Source organism: Blautia sp. AF14-40, assembly GCF_003479665.1.
GTDB lineage: Bacteria > Bacillota > Clostridia > Lachnospirales > Lachnospiraceae > Fusicatenibacter > Fusicatenibacter saccharivorans.
This window is the reverse complement of sequence record NZ_QUHK01000001.1, coordinates 158,608-175,782: the sequence shown is the minus strand read 5'-3', so window position 1 is coordinate 175,782 and position 17,175 is coordinate 158,608. Positions and strand designations below refer to the sequence as shown.

13 protein-coding genes are annotated in these 17,175 nt (G+C 49.1%); 1 reads left to right on the top strand and 12 read right to left on the bottom strand.

The window, feature by feature from the left end:
* Window positions 1-91 precede the first annotated feature (91 nt).
* The 11 genes from DWW13_RS00870 to DWW13_RS00820 form a co-directional block, all read right to left on the bottom strand.
* Window positions 92-1,402 carry a M18 family aminopeptidase gene (locus DWW13_RS00870; RefSeq protein ID WP_117760376.1) on the bottom strand — a complete coding sequence of 437 codons (1,311 nt, stop codon included), beginning with the start codon at window positions 1,400-1,402 and terminating at the stop codon, window positions 92-94.
* 240 nt (window positions 1,403-1,642) lie between these two features.
* The gene (locus tag DWW13_RS00865; protein ID WP_117509074.1) at window positions 1,643-3,568 is read right to left on the bottom strand and encodes an ABC transporter ATP-binding protein; all 1,926 of its coding nucleotides are present in this window, start codon (window positions 3,566-3,568) and stop codon (window positions 1,643-1,645) included.
* Between the two features lie 3 nt (window positions 3,569-3,571).
* Window positions 3,572-5,320, bottom strand: coding sequence for an ABC transporter ATP-binding protein (locus DWW13_RS00860; protein ID WP_117760378.1), 1,749 nt, complete (start codon window positions 5,318-5,320; stop codon window positions 3,572-3,574).
* Window positions 5,314-5,775 (bottom strand): MarR family winged helix-turn-helix transcriptional regulator, encoded by a 462-nt coding sequence (locus tag DWW13_RS00855; RefSeq protein WP_226906310.1) that lies wholly within the window; start codon window positions 5,773-5,775, stop codon window positions 5,314-5,316. The genes DWW13_RS00860 and DWW13_RS00855 overlap by 7 nt, the downstream gene beginning before the upstream one ends.
* A gap of 236 nt (window positions 5,776-6,011) precedes the next feature.
* Window positions 6,012-7,799, bottom strand: a complete 1,788-nt coding sequence (locus DWW13_RS00850) for a cobaltochelatase CobT-related protein (protein ID WP_117760379.1) — start codon at window positions 7,797-7,799, stop codon at window positions 6,012-6,014.
* Window positions 7,800-7,810: 11 nt separating this feature from the next.
* Window positions 7,811-8,722, bottom strand: a complete 912-nt coding sequence (locus DWW13_RS00845; protein WP_117760380.1) for an AAA family ATPase — start codon at window positions 8,720-8,722, stop codon at window positions 7,811-7,813.
* A 269-nt stretch (window positions 8,723-8,991) separates the two neighbouring features.
* Window positions 8,992-10,449 carry a radical SAM protein gene (locus tag DWW13_RS00840; RefSeq protein WP_055226489.1) on the bottom strand — a complete coding sequence of 486 codons (1,458 nt, stop codon included), beginning with the start codon at window positions 10,447-10,449 and terminating at the stop codon, window positions 8,992-8,994.
* Between the two features lie 230 nt (window positions 10,450-10,679).
* Window positions 10,680-11,138 (bottom strand): cyclase, encoded by a 459-nt coding sequence (locus DWW13_RS00835; protein ID WP_022463293.1) that lies wholly within the window; start codon window positions 11,136-11,138, stop codon window positions 10,680-10,682.
* 323 nt (window positions 11,139-11,461) lie between these two features.
* Complete coding sequence (gene aspS / locus DWW13_RS00830; RefSeq protein ID WP_330418062.1) at window positions 11,462-12,796, bottom strand: aspartate--tRNA(Asn) ligase; 1,335 nt, start codon at window positions 12,794-12,796, stop codon at window positions 11,462-11,464.
* 387 nt (window positions 12,797-13,183) lie between these two features.
* Entirely contained in the window at window positions 13,184-14,356 is a 1,173-nt protein-coding gene (locus DWW13_RS00825) for a metallophosphoesterase (protein WP_117760381.1), read from the bottom strand.
* Between the two features lie 92 nt (window positions 14,357-14,448).
* Complete coding sequence (locus DWW13_RS00820) at window positions 14,449-15,249, bottom strand: PHP-associated domain-containing protein (RefSeq protein WP_055218178.1); 801 nt, start codon at window positions 15,247-15,249, stop codon at window positions 14,449-14,451.
* Between the two features lie 296 nt (window positions 15,250-15,545).
* On the opposite strand from DWW13_RS00820, the gene DWW13_RS00815 reads away from it, so the two are divergent.
* Window positions 15,546-16,568: a hypothetical protein gene (locus DWW13_RS00815; RefSeq protein ID WP_117760382.1), complete on the top strand. Its 1,023-nt coding sequence runs from the start codon at window positions 15,546-15,548 to the stop codon at window positions 16,566-16,568.
* A 21-nt stretch (window positions 16,569-16,589) separates the two neighbouring features.
* Here DWW13_RS00815 and DWW13_RS00810 read toward each other — a convergent pair whose 3' ends face one another.
* Window positions 16,590-17,138 (bottom strand): TetR/AcrR family transcriptional regulator C-terminal domain-containing protein, encoded by a 549-nt coding sequence (locus DWW13_RS00810; protein WP_055226495.1) that lies wholly within the window; start codon window positions 17,136-17,138, stop codon window positions 16,590-16,592.
* Between the last annotated feature and the right edge of the window lie 37 nt (window positions 17,139-17,175).

The following is a 17,175-nucleotide window of genomic DNA, read 5'->3' as shown; positions in this document are numbered from 1 at the left end:
GATCCTTAAAACACACTTTGCAAGTACGCAAAAAGCGGCCGGCAGAGGCTTTTCAAAAGTCCCGCCGGCCGCTTTTTTCTATCTTAAACTTTTATTTTTCTTCCAGAGAAAATCCATGCTCTGTCCGCACCAGTGTCGTCTCATAGAAGGTCTTTGCGAACTGCACCAGATAAGCAGTATCTTTGGCGCCTGCCGTCTCATACGGGGAATGCATCGCAAGCTGAGCCATTCCGATATCCACGCTTGTCACCGAGACAAGAGAGTTCAGAATTGCGCCAAGCGTGCTTCCGCCCGGAATGTCGGCGTGGTTTGCGAATACCTGGCACGGTACGCCGGCCTTCTCGCAGAGCATCTTTGTTACTGCCTCGGAAACGGCATCCGTTGTATATTTCTGGTTTGCGCTCTGTTTAATGACAACGCCCCCATTCATGTATACGCGGCTCTTCGGATCGTATTTCTCCGCATGTGCCGGGTGGAAGGCATGTGCATTGTCAGCAGAAACAAGGAAGCTTCCCGCAAGATCTCTGTGATATGCAATCGTGTCTTTTCCACAGGCTGCATTGATATGCTGCAGTGTCTCTGTCAGGAACGAAGAATCCGCACCCTGCTTTGTGAGGCTTCCTACCTCCTCATTGTCAAAGATTGCGCAGACATTGACCTGGCCTGTTGCCTTTGCAGCAAGAAAACCCTTTAAGGAGCCAAACGCGCTCTGCAGGTCATCCAGACGCCCACTGGATAAAAACTCCCTGCCGGCACCCCAGATGGATCCTTCCACTCGGTTATACAGATAAAGCTCCATGGAGAGAATATCCTCTTTTGCGGTATCCGGCAGAAACAGCTCATAAAAATGATCTTTCGCTGTCTCATCACCGAGAATCGGGAGCATGTCGGTCTGCACACTGTATTTGATTCCGTTGTTGATGTCACGATTCAGATGAATCGGCAGATTCGGGATCGTCACCAGATCTCGTCCGGCATCAACCAGCACGGATTTCACGCTGTTTCCGTCACGTACCACCATGCGGCCCGCCAGGGAAAGCGGACGGTCAAACCATGGGGAACGGATCATTCCGCCGTAGCCCTCCACGTTCAGGCGGGTGTAATGACCATCCGTCACGAATGGGTCCTCTCCCTTTACTTTAAACGTCGGACAGTCGCTGTGGCTTGCGATGATCTGGTAGCTGGAAAATGCGCTCTCAGGGATCTGGAACGCAATCACCGAGGATTCATTTCTCGTCACATAATATTTTCCGCCCGGAACGAGACTCCATTCTTTTGTCTCCTCCAGTTTTGTATATCCATTTTCGTTCAGCAGATCGCCGGCTTCTTTTACCACATGAAACGGGCTTTTGCACCGCATGATAAAATCGAGCAGCTCCTGCGCTGTATTCAGGTATTCCATAGTTTTTCTCCTTTGCATATATTCAAACGCTTCTTCTATTTTATAAAATCCCGCTGTCTTTTTCAAGACCCAAAAACCTGTGGGAACTTACTGTATCACTCGCAATCATCATTTCGAAGCGGATATTCGCAATCCGCTTCGCTACTCGCACATAAAACCAGCCGCTGCTTCGCAAAAAAATCCCGCACAGACAGATTTTTATTTTCTGTCGTGCGGGACTTACTTTTTCCGTTTTTTCTGCTATGCGGAAACCTGATTTCCGGTATACAGCTGGTAATATTTTCCTTTCTGTTCCATCAGCTGATCATGGGTACCGCGTTCAATAATTTGTCCCTGCTCAAGAACCATGATACAATCGGCGTTTCGTACGGTAGACAGACGATGTGCGATAACAAAGGTTGTTCTTCCGCTCATCAGCTTATCCATACCATCCTGAACAATGCGCTCGGTACGGGTATCGATGGAGCTTGTCGCCTCATCGAGAATCAGTACCGGCGGATCTGCAATGGCTGCACGCGCGATCGCAAGAAGCTGCCGCTGACCCTGGGACAGATTCGCACCGTCTCCGGTCAGCATTGTGTCATAGCCCTGCGGCAGACGCATAATGAATCCGTGCGCATTCGCCAGTTTTGCTGCTGCTACAACCTCATCCTCCGTCGCATCGAGCTTTCCGAAGGCAATATTTTCTCTTACCGTTCCCGTAAACAGATGTGTATCCTGCAAAACAATGCCAAGCGATCTTCTCAGGTCATCTTTTTTGATCTTTCCAATGTTGATCTCATCGTAACGGATCTTACCTTTCTGAATATCATAGAAGCGGTTGATCAGATTGGTAATGGTTGTCTTTCCGGCTCCGGTAGAACCGACAAACGCGATCTTCTGACCCGGCTCTGCAAACAGCGATACATCGTGCAAAACAATTTTATCCGGGTTGTAGCCGAAATCAACATGTTCGAATACCACACGGCCCTGCAGCTCGCGGTAATCCACAGATCCATCTGCCTGGTGCGTATGCTTCCATGCCCATTTTCCGGTACGCTCTTTCGTCTCGGTGAGTTTTCCGTTTTCTTCCTTCGCATTGACAAGCGTTACATACCCCTCGTCCAGCTCCGGCTCTTCATCCATCAGTCGGAAAATACGTTCCGCTCCTGCAAGTGCCATAACAATTGCGTTCAGCTGCTGGCTGACCTGGTTGATCGGCATGTTAAAACTCTTGTTGAAGGTCAGAAAGCTTGCCAGACCACCGAGCGTAAAGCCACCGACGCTGCCAAGGGCAAGTGCACCGCCTACAATTGCACAGACAACATAGCTCATATTTCCAAGCTGTGCATTGATCGGTCCGATAACATTTGCAAACGCATTGGCATTGTAAGCACTCTCATACAGATTGTTATTAATTTCTTTGAATTTTTCGATATTCTCCTCTTCATGACAGAATACCTTGACAACCTTCTGGCCATCCATCATCTCTTCGATAAAGCCGTTGACTTTACCAAGATCCCTCTGCTGTTTTACAAAGAAATTTCCGGAAAATCCGGCCACCTTTTTTGTCACTCCCAGCATGATAGATACCATAACCAGCGTTGTAATCGTCAGCGGGATGTTCAGAATCAGCATACTGACAAAGACACTGACAATCGTGATTGCACTGTTGATGATCTGCGGGATACTCTGACTGATCATCTGACGCAGGGTATCAATATCATTTGTATAAATCGACATGATGTCGCCGTGCGCATGGGTATCAAAATATTTGATCGGCAGCTTTTCCATATTGCCGAACAGATCATTTCTCAGATTCCGCAGGGTTCCCTGGGATACATAAATCATGGTACGGTTCTGAACGAACGCAGCCACAATACCGATTCCGTAAAATCCGGCCACCCGCAAAATTGCGTGGAGCAGCGGGCCAAAATCCGGATCCGGCTGGGTCAGCATCGGCGTGATATAGCCGTCAATCAGCGTTTTCATAAACATCGTTCCCTGTACATTTGCCAGGACGTTGACAAAAATCGCAATGACAACAGCGATGCAGTGTACCGTATAATCCTTTAATACATATTTCATAATTCTGGTAAAGATCTTCATCGGATTCTTGACCTGCGGTTTCACCCCTCTTGGAGGTCTTGCTCCCGGCCCCTTTACCTGCTGTACTCTCTCTGCCATTCCTTACTCACCTCTCTTTTCGTCAAAGTCTCCGCCGCCACCGGTCTGAGACTCATATACTTCGCGGTAAATTTCATTGGTTTTCAGTAATTCCTCATGGCTTCCAAAACCATTTACTTTTCCGTTCTCCATGACAATGATGCGGTCTGCGTCCTGCACACTGGAAATACGCTGTGCAATGATCAGCTTTGTCGTTTCAGGAATCTCAGTCAGGAATGCCTTCCGGATTTTCGCGTCGGTTGCGGTATCGACAGCACTTGTACTGTCATCCAGAATCAGCACCTTTGGTTTCTTCAGCAGTGCTCTTGCGATACAGAGGCGCTGTTTCTGACCGCCGGATACGTTGGATCCGCCCTGCTCGATGTAGGTGTTATAGCCCTCCGGCATCCGATCGATAAATTCATCGGCGCAGGCAAGACGGCAGACACGCTTGCACTCTTCTTCCGAAGCATTTTTATCACCCCATCGGAGGTTGTCGAGAATAGTACCGGAAAACAGCACATTTTTCTGTAAAACAACGGCTACTTCATTTCGCAGCGTTTCCATATCGTAGGAGCGGACATCCTTTCCGCCGACCTTAACGGATCCATCTGTTACATCATACAGACGGCTGATCAGGTTGACAAGACTTGTCTTCGCACTTCCGGTTCCGCCAATAATACCGATTGTCTCACCCGATTGGATGGAAAGATTGATATCCGAAAGAACCGGCTCGCCGGCTCCTTTTTTGTAGTTGAAATAGACATGATCGAAGGTAATGCTTCCATCCGGAATCGAAAAGTCCGGATTCTCCGGATTATCGAGATCACTCTTCTCATTCAGGACTTCTGAAATACGGCGCGCACTTGCAAGGCTCATTGTGATCATAACGAATACCATGGAAAGCATCATAAGGCTCATCAGAATGTTCATGCAATAGGTCAGAAGGCTCATCAGTTCTCCGGTCGAAAGACTGCTTCCGACAATCATTTTGGCGCCGAGCCAGCTGATCAGAAGAATACAGCTGTACACGGTCAGCTGCATCAGCGGTGCATTAAAGGAAAGATTTTCTTCTGCTTTACAGAAAATTTTATAAATATTTTCGGACGCTTTGTGAAATTTTCCTGTCTCATAATCTTCGCGCACATACGCTTTTACCACACGGATTGCGGATACGTTTTCCTGCACACTCGCATTTAATTCATCATATTTTGGAAATGCCTGCTCGAAATATTTGGTTGCAGACCGCATGATCAGAAACAGACACGTTCCAAGAAGAATAACGGCCACCAGATAAATGCTCGCAAGGCGTGCATTGATGTAAAACGACATAATCATTGCAATGATCATACTCGCCGGTGCACGCATGCACATACGAAGGATCATCTGATATGCATTCTGCAGATTCGTCACATCTGTGGTCAGACGGGTGACAAGACCTGCTGTACTGAATTTGTCAATATTGGAAAAAGAATATTCCTGGATATTTTCAAACATGGCCTGACGCAGATTTTTTGCAAATCCGGCAGATGCCTTTGCTCCATATTTTCCGCCCATGATACCTGCAAACAGACCGATGGCTGCTGCCACTACCATGAATGCTCCCACCACGTAAATGTGATGGAGATCGCCTTTTTCTACACCGTTATCGATAATGGATGCCATCATAAGAGGAATGATCATCTCCATGATAACCTCCAGAATCATGAAAATCGGAGTGGCAATGGAGGCTTTTTTAAACTCTTTTACCTGTGCTCCAAGTGTTTTTAACATGATGTCTCTCCTAACATATTTTTTACGTTGTTTTTGACCTGATCGATGACACGGTAGAAAGTGTCAAGATCTTCTTTTGAAATTCCCGCAACCGTCTGTTCTTCCAGCATATCGATCATATCTTTCGTCTTCTCGTGAAGCTCTCTTCCGGTATCGGTCAGCACCAGTTTTTTCAGCCGCGCGTCATAGGGAACGGACTCCCGTTTGATGTAGCCCTTTTTCTCCATGAGCTTTAAAATGTTGGTCACGGTAGAGCGGCAGATCTTAAATTCCGCTTCAATATCTTTCTGGAAAATATCTTTGTGCTCGTTCCTGCACAGATAGTCCAAAATCCACCCGTGCATGGCCGTCAGTTCATCGACGCCCCGCTCTCTGGCGGCTGCCATCAGGTTCCGTGACATCATATTGTCCAGCGTCCGCAGTTCGTGGCCGATTTTTCTTTTTTTACAACACACGCTGCTTTTTTCCTCCTTTCCCCTTTGCTGCCGTCCCCATCTGTTCGTTATAAAACTGTTTGAATAAGGACTGTTCCATAAGCAACTGTTCTATAGATGACTGTTTCATATTAAACAGTTCGCTATAGAACATTCTAGGAGATTTTGTGGGAAATGTCAACCTGTTTGCGTAAAAAAATCGAAAAAAATGCTCCGGATAAAAGTTTTTCACTTTCCGCCCGGAGCATTCCGCTCGTTTATTCTTCGATTTTTCTTCTTAAATAGCTTCCCACCATATGGGAAAAGTTGCGGATATCGCGCGCATACGCGAAATCCTTGCCGAAAATCTTCTGCTCCGCCATAAGCTCCGTCTCCTCGCCTACAAAGACCCCAAGCACCGAGACACCCTGCTGCCTGAGGCGCCGCACCTCAGTTGCCGTGTCATGCAGTGCATAGTCATCCCGGTACGGCTTTGGATTTCTCGCATTCGGCCGGTTCACCAGCACATCGTACGGCTTTCCGTCGCTTAAGAGGATCAGCAGCTTCCGGTCCTCCTGGCGTTTTAAAAGATCCATCCCCGCCGCCTTGACAGCAAGCCCGTCGCGGTTGTTTGAGGATGTGATATACTCAAAAATATTGCTGTTCTTCTCCCGCGGATCGTCGTAATCGCGCATCCGGTGCAGGATCGTGTAATCCCAGAACGTACAGAAGCTCATCACGCGGAACGGGATGTGCAGGCGGCTTAAGGTCTCCGCCAGAATGTACGTCTGCAGTGTCACATTCTCCTGGCGCGGCCGCTGGGAACCGCTCGCATCTACGAGAATATCCACGACAAAATCCAGCGAATTCCGCCGCTGCTCCAGCCGGAACAGATCCGCATTCTGGCTCCGTCCCACCTTCCACATCCGCGCGGGCTGTAAAATTCCGTGGTCTGCATCCGCAAACGACTGATCCTCCTGCAGCAGCATCGCTTTTTTCAGTTCCTGATACAGCAGCGAAATGTTCTGCCGCACCGCGCGGTGCTGGTCGTAATAGGCATGAAGGTTTTTATCCTTCTGCTTCTGCGCGTAGGAGAGCTGATAATACTTTCCGACCGGATTTTTCAGCACACCCTCCGTGTAATAGAGGCTGCAGTCGCTGTGGATGCCGCGGCAGAGCTGGTAATTCCGGCTTTTCTCCTCACTCTCCGAGAGCCACGTTTTTCCGTAATTGCGCTGAATGTACTGATACATCCGTGCCAGCGCTTTCTCATCGACGACAACGACCTTTTTGGTATCGCTTCCCGCTGTTTTTTCTTTCTTCTCTTCCGCCTCTTTTGATGTGAAATTTGTCATATCAAGCGAAACTCGCTCCAGATATGTCTCGAGCCCGTCCTCATACAGCTCTTCCGAAAGGAAATCCTTCCAGGAATACTCGGTGAGCTCCTCGATCGTTACCGCAAGAACCGAGGCAAGATCACCGTGCTTTTTCACAAATGCGGGATCGACGACCTTATTGTACAGCTCGTCCGTCACCCGGATCAGTTCCATTGTATCCGCTGTTTCGGATGCGTGCTTCAGCAGTTTCATCCACTCCCGCGTTTTTCCCGAGTATGAAGGGCTTTTCCCCTCGTCCTCCTCTCTTCTTCCGCGCAGATACTCCAGTTTCAGGCGGCCTGTCTCATTTTTGGATAAAGATTCAAACGAGTGGTCCAGTATTTCCTCCGCTGCTCTCCTTCGAAAGCCCTTGACACCGGGGCGCTCGCTTTCGAGCCGCTTCGATACGGCCTCCTCCGTCACCAGCTGGGCGAGCATCATCAGTTCTCCCTCCGCTGCGCCGCTGTAAACCTTCTTCACCAGATACAGGCTGTAGGCTTCCCGATCAAAGTAACACGAAAAGGCGCCCTGGCGGATTGTGTCGTACAGTACCGTATCCGGCTCCTTCGCATACCGCTCCACATCCGGTCTCAGCTTCAGCGTGTAGTCGCCGCTGACAGTCCAGACGAGATTGCGGATCCGGCTTTCCAGCTCCATCTCATGCGTTTTTAATGTTTCCTCTGTCACCATACGTATTTCCTCTAAAAAATATCCTGCGGCGTCCACTCTTCCGGAATCCGCGTGCGCACGACATCCCGCACGATCTCTTTTTCAAACAGGTCAAAGCATTTATTGACAATGCCGATCTGCACCGCAAGATACGGGGACAGCCCCTGGCGCATCGTGCCGATCGCTCCGAACAGACCGCGGAGGTCGAGCGCGCGCGTGGTGATTTCCGCCTGTTTTGCCTTTTTCTGCAGATCGAGGTAAAGGCCGGCCAGCGCTTCGCGTGCCGCCGGTTTCAGATCCGGGAATTTTGACTGCATCAAATAAAACAGTGTCTCTTCTGTAAGCGGCGGCATGTCAATCACCAGAAAGCGGGACACCAGCGCTTCATTCAGCTCCCTCGTTCCCGCATAGCCGTAATTCATCGTTCCGATCATCCGCGCCGCCGGGTGAAGCAGAATTTTATCGTAGCCCGGCACATCGATGATGCGGCGGTAGTCGAGCGCGGCGTGAAGAACACTGACCGCATCGTTTTTCGCCATGTTGATCTCATCGAGAATGCCAAAACCGCCTTCCTCTGCACAGCGGTAAATGCTGCCTTTCCGGAGTGTGACCTCCTGGTTCTGGAACGTATCGGTTCCGATCAGCTCGGCGCTTCCTGTGTTTACATGGAAGGAAACGTTGTACGTCGGTCTTCCGAAAACATACGCCAGTGTCTCTGCCAGCACGTTTTTTCCCGTTGCCTTCTCGCCGGTCAGCAGCAGATTTTCGCCCTGCAGCAGCGCGGCAATTGCCATCTCCAGAATCTCTTTTCCGAAAAACGGGATTTCCGGCGTGCTCATGCGGTTCTCTAAGCCCTCCGCCACCGGATAGCTCTCGCGGAATTTCCGCACACTCTCAATTAACGCCCCGCTCACGCCCTGTTCCTGTAAAAATGAATCGTTCATCTTCTATTTTTTAATCCTCTCTGTCGTTAAAATATCTTTTTGCTTCTACCAGTATACGGGATCTGCCTTTTTTCTGCAAGACCTGTCGGACTTATAGTAATCCCCGAAAATAATGCAAAAAATTCGCGCTCTGCAGCACTGCCTTTTTTGCATTATTTTCGGGTCTTGCTATAGATTGAATTGAATTGAAACATAAAGACACCGGAAAACAGGCTTTATCCCGTTTCCCGGCGTCTTATTTCTGTCATTGATTCAGTTCATGCATCGCATTATCCGCGGATTCCGGAAAGAATTTCCTCTGTGGAAGCTTTTGCCTCCTCGTCCAGGTTCTCTTTCTTATAGTTCTCATATCTCTGTTTGTGATGCGGATTCTCTGCCCACAGCTCGTCTGCGGCTTTTTTCCACTCAGCAGCATACAGGTCACATTTTCCGCACAGATGCTCTGCGCTCTCCGGAGACTGCAGGTCGGTTGACTTCGCGCCGGTCTTCTCTACCATCTCACGCAGCAGTTCCGGATTTTCGAGCATCGGACATGGGCGCAGGTGGTTGCGGTTGAACGGCTGTCCATCGCGGTATGCCTGGAACAGCGGCTGCTGCAGTGCTTCGATCAGGGAAACTTCGTTGATGTTGGCGCCGGAGTAATGGATGAAAACACACGGCTCCACATCGCCGTTTGCATTGATATGGCAGTAGTTTCTTCCTCCTGCGATACAGCCTCCGACGAACTCACCGTCGTTCTGGAAGTCCATAACAAAGATCTGTTTGTCGCTCTTATCGGAACGGATCTCACGCAGTCTGTGATAGATATATTTTCTCTGCTCAACCGTCGGCATCAGCTCCGGTGCAGCGTCCATGCCGACCGGCATGAAGTGGAAATACCAGCTGTAACGGCATCCGTGCTCGATCAAAAGATCCAGGAACTCGTCACTTGTAACGGTCTCGAGGTTTGCTCTTGTGTAGCAGATGGAAGTACCAAAAAGCAGACCGTGTTTTTTCATCAGATCCATGGCTGCCAGAACTTTATCGAAAATACCCTCGCCGCGGCGTCCGTCGTTGACCTCCTCGAAGCCTTCCAGAGACAGGGAGAAGGAGATATTGCCGAGCTTCTGAACCGCCTCACAGAACTCCTCGTCGATCAGGGTTCCATTGGTGAAGCAGTGGAATTCACAGTCATGATGCTCTTCTGCCAGACGCAGGATGTCTTTTTTGCGCACAAGCGGTTCGCCGCCGGTGAACATGTAGAAGTAGGTTCCCAGCTCTTTTCCCTGGCTTATGATATCAGAAAGTTTCTCATAGGAAAGATTCAGCTTGTGGCCGTATTCTGCTGCCCAGCATCCGGTGCAGTGCAGGTTACAGGCACTTGTCGGGTCCATCAGCATCGTCCATGGGATGTTGCAGTTGTATTTTTCACGGTTCATACGGATCTGTTTCGTTCCGACGAAAGCTGCCTGGAATCCCAGGTTCAAAGCAGTCATTTTGATCACCTGCGGATCCAGCTCGTCCAGTCCGCGGTTGACATACTGTACCCATTTGTTGTCCGGATTCTGCAGCATGGTGCGGATGTTGTCGAAGGTTTTCTCCGCAAACATATTTCCGGTAAATTTCTGTACAAAATCCGTCAGATTCAACAGCGCTTTTGTTCTGTCGTCTCCGTGATTCACATATTTTAAAACACCATCGATCGCAGCGCCTGCAGCGGCTCTTTCTACTTTCATTTTTGCATCCATTGTTCACGATCTCCTTTGTAATAGTTTAATATTTTCGCCCGGAATTGATCTGGTTTTGAATACCACATCCTGGCTTTTTCCCATTATATTCTCCATATTTGGAAAATACAACCCAAAATTCCCTCGTTTTGGACACATCAAAAAAAGTGTCCCACAAGGGAACACTTTTTCCTGTTTTTCTCTTTCCGTTATATTTTACATTGCATTTTCAGATTCACACAAAGCATTTTCTAATTTTCGATCAGAACCGCGCGGATCGGTCCGCCGTACTGGTGTTTCTTTTTGACCGGAGCAGCCACAAGAAAATAATGACCCGAGGTCACTTTCTCCAGATTCAGATTTTCGACAATCACCGTACCTTTTTTCAGCAGCTGCTGATGAACATCATTCCCCGATGTCTCATTTCCGACAGTTTCCTGCTCCACACCGAGCAGCACCAATTTTTTCTCTGCCAGGTAATCTGCCCCATCGCGTGTAATCTGCGCATCGCCGCGGATCAGAAGACGTTCACAGTCCTCTTCCATGACCTCCTCGAGCACTTCTCTTGTCACTTTTCCCTCAAGCTCCGCCACCTGACAGATGCCAAGTGACCGATCGAGCGTCGTCTGCGCCGTTCCTTCCTCCGTCATCAGATGACGCGGCGCGTCCATTGCGGAAAACTGCTCTCCGGAAATGTCATATAATTTCATATTTTCCTATCCTCAAACCGGGAAACTCCCGTCTTTCTTTTTTCCAATATTTGCCGATACTGCCAGATTCTGCCGGCAGCCAAACCTTGTTTAGTATAGCCTATTTTCGGACGCTTTACAAGGCTCATTTCTGCAAAAATTCTGACTTTTATACAGCAATCCTATCTGCAATAAACAATTTGTCATTTTCACTCCCCTGGTGTATAATAGAAATATCCAAACGGTTACGCTATCTTTCAAAAGGGAGGGAAATCTTATGAAACTCCGGCTAAGCCCGTGGATCTGCGCCACAGCTTCGCCGGAGTTTTTTACACTCTTCTGGTTTACGGAATCAGACGGTGAATGTCTCTTGGAAACAGGGATGCGTTCCGCACATTTTCAAATCCGAGAAGCCGTGCCGTAAACCGCTCCAGCCCAAGACCGAGACCGCCGTGCGGAGGCATGCCGCAGCGGTGCATCATTAGATAGCTCTCAAACGCTTCCACATGCATGCCGCGGCTTTCGATCTTTTCCACCTGCTCCCGGTAATTGTGGATGCGCTGGCCGCCGGTCGTCACTTCAAGGCCGCGGAACAGAAGGTCAAAGCTTTCCGTCTCTGCCGGGTTTTCTCTGCTGTCCATCGCGTAGAACGGGCGCTTGGCGCTTGGATAATGTGTCACAAATACGAAGTCACTGCCTGTCGTTTTCTTCACGTATTCGCACAGCAGTTTTTCCTCCTCCGGTTCAAAGTCCAGTTTCTCCGAAAAGGCTCTTTTGTATACGCGGCTCACCAGCTCTTTCGCCTCGGAAAAACGGATTCTCGGAATCTCCGTGATCACCGGCACCTCTGCTTTTAAAAGCGAAAGCTCCGCTCCGCATGTCTCCTGCAGCCGTCCAAATGTGTACCGCAGCATTTCCTGCTCCATCGCCATGATGTCCTCAAAATTCTCGATATAGCCCATCTCAAAGTCCACGCTTGTATATTCGTTCAGATGACGCGCCGTGTCGTGCTTCTCCGCCCGGAAGACCGGTGCGATCTCGTAGACACGCTCGAAGACGCCGACCATCATCTGCTTGTAAAACTGCGGGCTCTGCGCCAGATATGCCTGTTCGCCGAAATACGACAAAGAGAAGATATTAGCTCCGCCCTCGGCTCCCGCCGCTACGAGCTTCGGTGTGTGGATTTCGGTGAAGTGCTGTCCATCCAGAAATTCGCGGAACGCCTGACAGATCTTTGCCTGGATCTGGAAAATCGCGCGCTCTTTTTCGTTGCGCAGCGTAATTGGGCGATAGTCCAGCAGGTTCTCGATGGAAGTGTTGACCCGCTTCTGGTTGATGACAACCGGCGGTACTTCTTCCGGCTCGGAGAGGATTTCCACGTCTAACAGATGCAGGTCATACCCGCTTCTGGAACGCTCTTCACGGATCACCTCCGCGGTAAACCGGACACACGCCTCTTCTTTTAATTCCTCCAATGCAAACCGGGCATACGCCGGCTCGTACACGCACTGTACCATCTGCCGTTTCGTCCGAAGCAGCACAAATGCAAATGAGCTCATTTTTCGGATTTTGTAAATGCTTCCATGCAGCCGCACGATTTCGCCGATGTGTGCTCCTAACTGCTCTGCTTCGAGTTCCTCTGTTTTTCTTACTTTTACGGTATTCATTTCTGTCTTCATAGTCTTTTCTGCCTTTCTGTTCTGATTTTTCTTTATCGCCGCAAAATCAGCAGAAAATCCATATGGACATAATCTGTATGTCCCATACGATCACAACCCTTCTCTGATGTAAATTTCAAGTCATTCCCGCATGGATAAAAAATGGCAAAGAAAAACCACACGGGGTATTTCTTTTTCTCCCAGTGTGGTTTCCCTTTGCCTTATCTTCCACACAGGTACAACACAATCAGCGCCTGTACCTGTGAAGTATAGTAGTCTTCACTTTGATACAAGCGCTATCAATCGTCGTCCCTGTGCATCTGTACGCTGTGCATCTCGTTCATCGTTGATAACCTCTGTTTCGTAGTTTTGTTGTATTATAATTCTGCGTTCCGGTTTTGTCAACCCTTATTTTCCGTAATTGATGATCACCACTTCCGCTTTCGTCCCGATCCGCATCGGCGGTCCCCAGAGACCCACGCCGGATGTGACGATGCTGTACATGTCTCCGACTTTCTTCATCCCGCAGGCATTCTCCCACATCAGGCCGGTAAGGATATTTCCTGGGAAGAGCTGTCCGTCATGCGTATGGCCGCCAAGATCAAGGTCTGCGCCTGCCTCTGCCAGCTCGGTCAGCTCCGACGGCTGGTGGTCAATCACAAAAACTGGAAGCGACTGGTCCAGTCCGGTAAGCAGTTCGGACGGCGTGTCGCGTGTCTCCTGCGTTTTGCGGATCCGGTCGGGATCTTTTCGGCCCGCCAGATAAAAGGCATCATCGATACAAACCACATCATCCTCCAGCAGATGAATCTTCGCGCGGTCCAGGAACTCACCGAACCGGCGGTCGGCGACGCGCTCCTCCTTCGTCTCAAACGTAAAGCCCGCGAGAATCTTCTCATCGAGATCGTGGTTGCCGTAGCAGGCGTACGTGCCGTACCGGCTCTTTAAGCCCGCCAGAAGATCCGCCACGCGGTCCGGCTCATAGATGGCATCGTACTCATTATCAAAAATATCCCCGGCAATCACAACGACATCCGGCTCCTCAGCGTTGATTTTTTCCACCATCTCTTCCATCTGATGACTGCCGATGCTGTACCCCAGATGAAGATCTGCGACGAGCGCAATTTTCAGATGTGCATCCTTTTTCGATGGAACCTCATATCGTGTCGTGTAAATATGGACTGCATGCACCATTCCATAGATGCACATTCCCGTCACAAAAAGGATCGCGCCAAGGCCGACCGCTTTCAATCCCATCGGAGAATACAGCCAAGTTTTCGTCAGTACCGTATGCGCAAAAATGAAGCGCAGCAGCACCAGAATCGCGGTGAAGCCAAGAAAATACAGATACATGCCGAGCCAGCAGTTGCTGATGACCTTTAAAATCCGGTGAACGGGATCTCTTTTGATCAGAAAGCTCGTCAGCAGGGAAAGTGCAAAAAATGCATACAGCACCAAAATGACACCCAGCACGGCCGGATGGCGGAACAGAGGATGCACCTCCTTCATCCACCGCAGCAGCCAGTAGGCGGTAAATACATTTGCCAGTATGTAGACCGGCGCAAGAAATATTGCAAGCATACGTATGTTTCCTCTCTTTTTCGATTCAAATACAGGGCAGGAAAAAGCGTGCCGAACGAAACGTTTCCGGCACGCTTTTTGCCAGGCATTCATCAGAGTTTTTTCTCTATGATATCAAACAGCTCACGTCTCCGCTTCCGCCAGCGCCAGCCATTTGCAAGTTTGTTGTAGAAATAGAACGAATCCACAAGCACCATGTTCAGGCGGCCGATCCGGTCTTTCGTCGTTCCGTTGTAATGTTCGCCGCCGCATTCGATCTGCGGGCACGTTTTTACGTAGGCGATCAGATCATCCTCACTTCTGATAGTATCCGGCAGCTCGGTGTACGCTTTTCCGATGCAGTCCAGCCGGTGCGCATCGCTTCCACCAAAGCCGGGCTTATTGAATTTCTCCGCCAGCCGTTTCGCTTTTGCGTTCGTCTCCGCGCTTTCACACGCATTGAAAATTTCAACAAAATCGAACTGCGGGAGAAGCTGGGCAATCCGCTGCTGATACTTTTTCTTCCGTTCATTCGTGCTGATCATGCTCATAAATTTTTCGCCGTACGGATGCGCCGGTCCTAAAATTCCGCCGTACGCATGGACGATCTTGACAAGGATCGATCCCGGCAGGCCGCGCAGCTCCAGAATTTTTAATTTTACGCCGAACGGCATAATCACAAGAATGTGGCCGCAGTCGCACGTATCGTACTCAACACCTTTTAATACCACAAAATCCTGGTGTGCTCTTCCCTTGATGGCATTCTTCCACTCGCGGTATCCGTCATAGGAATCGTGGTCGGATACCAACATTCCTCCAAATCCTTTTCGTTTCAGTGTTCGGATGTACTCCTCAATCATGACTTTTCCATCCATCGAACCCTCTTTTGTGTGGCAGTGCATATCAAATTTCATGCAAAACGCCTCCTTTTATCTTCCATGTTCGAAAACCATTTCGTTTTTCCTATTTTTCTGGAATCGTTTCGGATGGTTCCGCCGCGTTTTTGGCGCGGCAGAATCGATAGTTTGTACCATCTAACTTTATTTTACCACTTTTTCCACAAAAGAAAAAGAAATTTCTTCTGAAGATCTGGTAAATTTTCCTTAAGGAATGCAGTTTTTAGACAATTCCTGTTCTTTGTCCCTGTTTTTACCGTGTTCTTTTTGCTATGATAAAAACAGCTTATTTTACTTGATCGGAGGAACACATTATGAATTCACAGGACATCACCCGCGCACTGATCGACACAACAGTTGCACGCGCGATGGTGGAGATGGACGCAGATCCGAAACGCAGCGTCCGCAAGCTCTGCGATCTTGGCCGCCAGTTTTCCCGCGGCCGCTTTCAGAATCAGATTTTTGCCATTTTTCAGGATCTTCTGCGCAACGATGAAAGCCCGTATTATCAGGCGATCGACTTTCTGCTGCGCAGCAACGATCCGGAAGCGCTTCGTCAGTTCGGCATCAACATCGGCTACAACAGTTTTACCTACGGTGCGCAGATTCTGCGCCAGAAGCAGAAAGAACTTTCCTTTGCTGTTCCCTGGGTTGTCAAGCTCCGTCTCGACAGCCGCATCCCGGACACTTACGATTCCTCGTTTTTTGCATCCGTGGTCAGAACCGGTCTGACATACGGCATCTACTCTTATCAGCTCCGCTCCATGGATCATCATGAGGATATGGAATCCTACCTTGCCGTCATCCAGTCGCATCCGGAATGCGCGTTTCTTTGGTTTCTTTCCGATACGCCGCTTACCGAAAAACAGCAGAAACTGCTTTTATCCTGCCCGAACCTGATGGTTTCTCTTCCAATTGATGCCCCCTCAACGGTTTCCATGGCAAAAGCCCTGCGCCGTCAGAAAACGCTGTTCGGTATGCACAAAGTCTATCAGGATGCAGATGCTGCCGCTTATCTGCTCTCTTTTGACCACCTGTATTCCCAGATGGAACAGAGTGTCTTTTTCTTTCTGGTCGCAGATGATTCGTGCTCAAAAGAAAGTATCCGGGCTGTTTCCGATGTTGTTCAACAGTACCGTTTCACCCCCATACAGCCATTCTTCCCGATCGAAGTGCAGGAAGACTCCCGCAAAATTGAGCAGATTATCACCGCCAATCCGGCGTATCTGCTGCTTCTGCCGGATCACATGGCCCGCACACTCGATACGCCCACCGTTTCCTTTGAAGAGTTGTCTCTTCGGAATATATTTTACCGTGAACTGCTCGCAGATGCATAAAAGTACAGCCAAAGCGGAATTTTATTTCTTTGGTTCCGCTTTGGCTGCTATTTTTTCTGATGATCTGTATATCACTTCTTTCAGTTCTTCGACAAACGTTTCCGGTTCCAGCTCGCTTTCCATGGAAAACCAGCGCAGAACCGCGGTCAGGAAGGCATCACAGAAGAACGTTACAAACAGTTTCTGATTCTGTACCTGAAAGAGATCCTGTACAAAAAACGCCATGACCGGCTCGAGCATCTCGTAAAAGTAATCCTTAAAACTGTTCTGCCCTTCGATCCTCAGGGCACTCTGGTAAAATGCTTTATTCTGATAGAAAATATTGCAGACCGCCACCAGCACATCCCATTCATTCTCAAAGTTCTTTCCGCCCATGTTTGTCAGAAAGTCCACATAAAAGATCCAGTTTACCAGATCGTATTTATCTTTAAAATGATAATAAAAGCTTTTCCGGTTCAGACCGCATTCCTCGCAGAGATCTGAAATACTGATTTTCGCAAAAGACTTGCGTACCATCAATTTTTTCATCGCATCTGCAAGCGCACTCTTTGTACTGTTGGAATCCGCCATCTCTTCTCTCCCTCTCTTTTCGACCGTTTGTGCTATT

Bases quoted from the DNA above. Each gene is read 5' to 3' on its own strand.
- DWW13_RS00870 (WP_117760376.1), bottom strand. From the start codon at position 1,402: ATGGAATACCTGAATACAGCGCAGGAGCTGCTCGATTTTATCATGCGG.
- DWW13_RS00865 (WP_117509074.1), bottom strand. From the start codon at position 3,568: ATGGCAGAGAGAGTACAGCAGGTAAAGGGGCCGGGAGCAAGACCTCCA.
- DWW13_RS00860 (WP_117760378.1), bottom strand. From the start codon at position 5,320: ATGTTAAAAACACTTGGAGCACAGGTAAAAGAGTTTAAAAAAGCCTCC.
- DWW13_RS00850 (WP_117760379.1), bottom strand. From the start codon at position 7,799: ATGGTGACAGAGGAAACATTAAAAACGCATGAGATGGAGCTGGAAAGC.
- DWW13_RS00845 (WP_117760380.1), bottom strand. From the start codon at position 8,722: ATGAACGATTCATTTTTACAGGAACAGGGCGTGAGCGGGGCGTTAATT.
- DWW13_RS00840 (WP_055226489.1), bottom strand. From the start codon at position 10,449: ATGGATGCAAAAATGAAAGTAGAAAGAGCCGCTGCAGGCGCTGCGATC.
- DWW13_RS00835 (WP_022463293.1), bottom strand. From the start codon at position 11,138: ATGAAATTATATGACATTTCCGGAGAGCAGTTTTCCGCAATGGACGCG.
- aspS (WP_330418062.1), bottom strand. From the start codon at position 12,796: ATGAAGACAGAAATGAATACCGTAAAAGTAAGAAAAACAGAGGAACTC.
- DWW13_RS00825 (WP_117760381.1), bottom strand. From the start codon at position 14,356: ATGCTTGCAATATTTCTTGCGCCGGTCTACATACTGGCAAATGTATTT.
- DWW13_RS00820 (WP_055218178.1), bottom strand. From the start codon at position 15,249: ATGAAATTTGATATGCACTGCCACACAAAAGAGGGTTCGATGGATGGA.
- DWW13_RS00815 (WP_117760382.1), top strand. From the start codon at position 15,546: ATGAATTCACAGGACATCACCCGCGCACTGATCGACACAACAGTTGCA.
- DWW13_RS00810 (WP_055226495.1), bottom strand. From the start codon at position 17,138: ATGGCGGATTCCAACAGTACAAAGAGTGCGCTTGCAGATGCGATGAAA.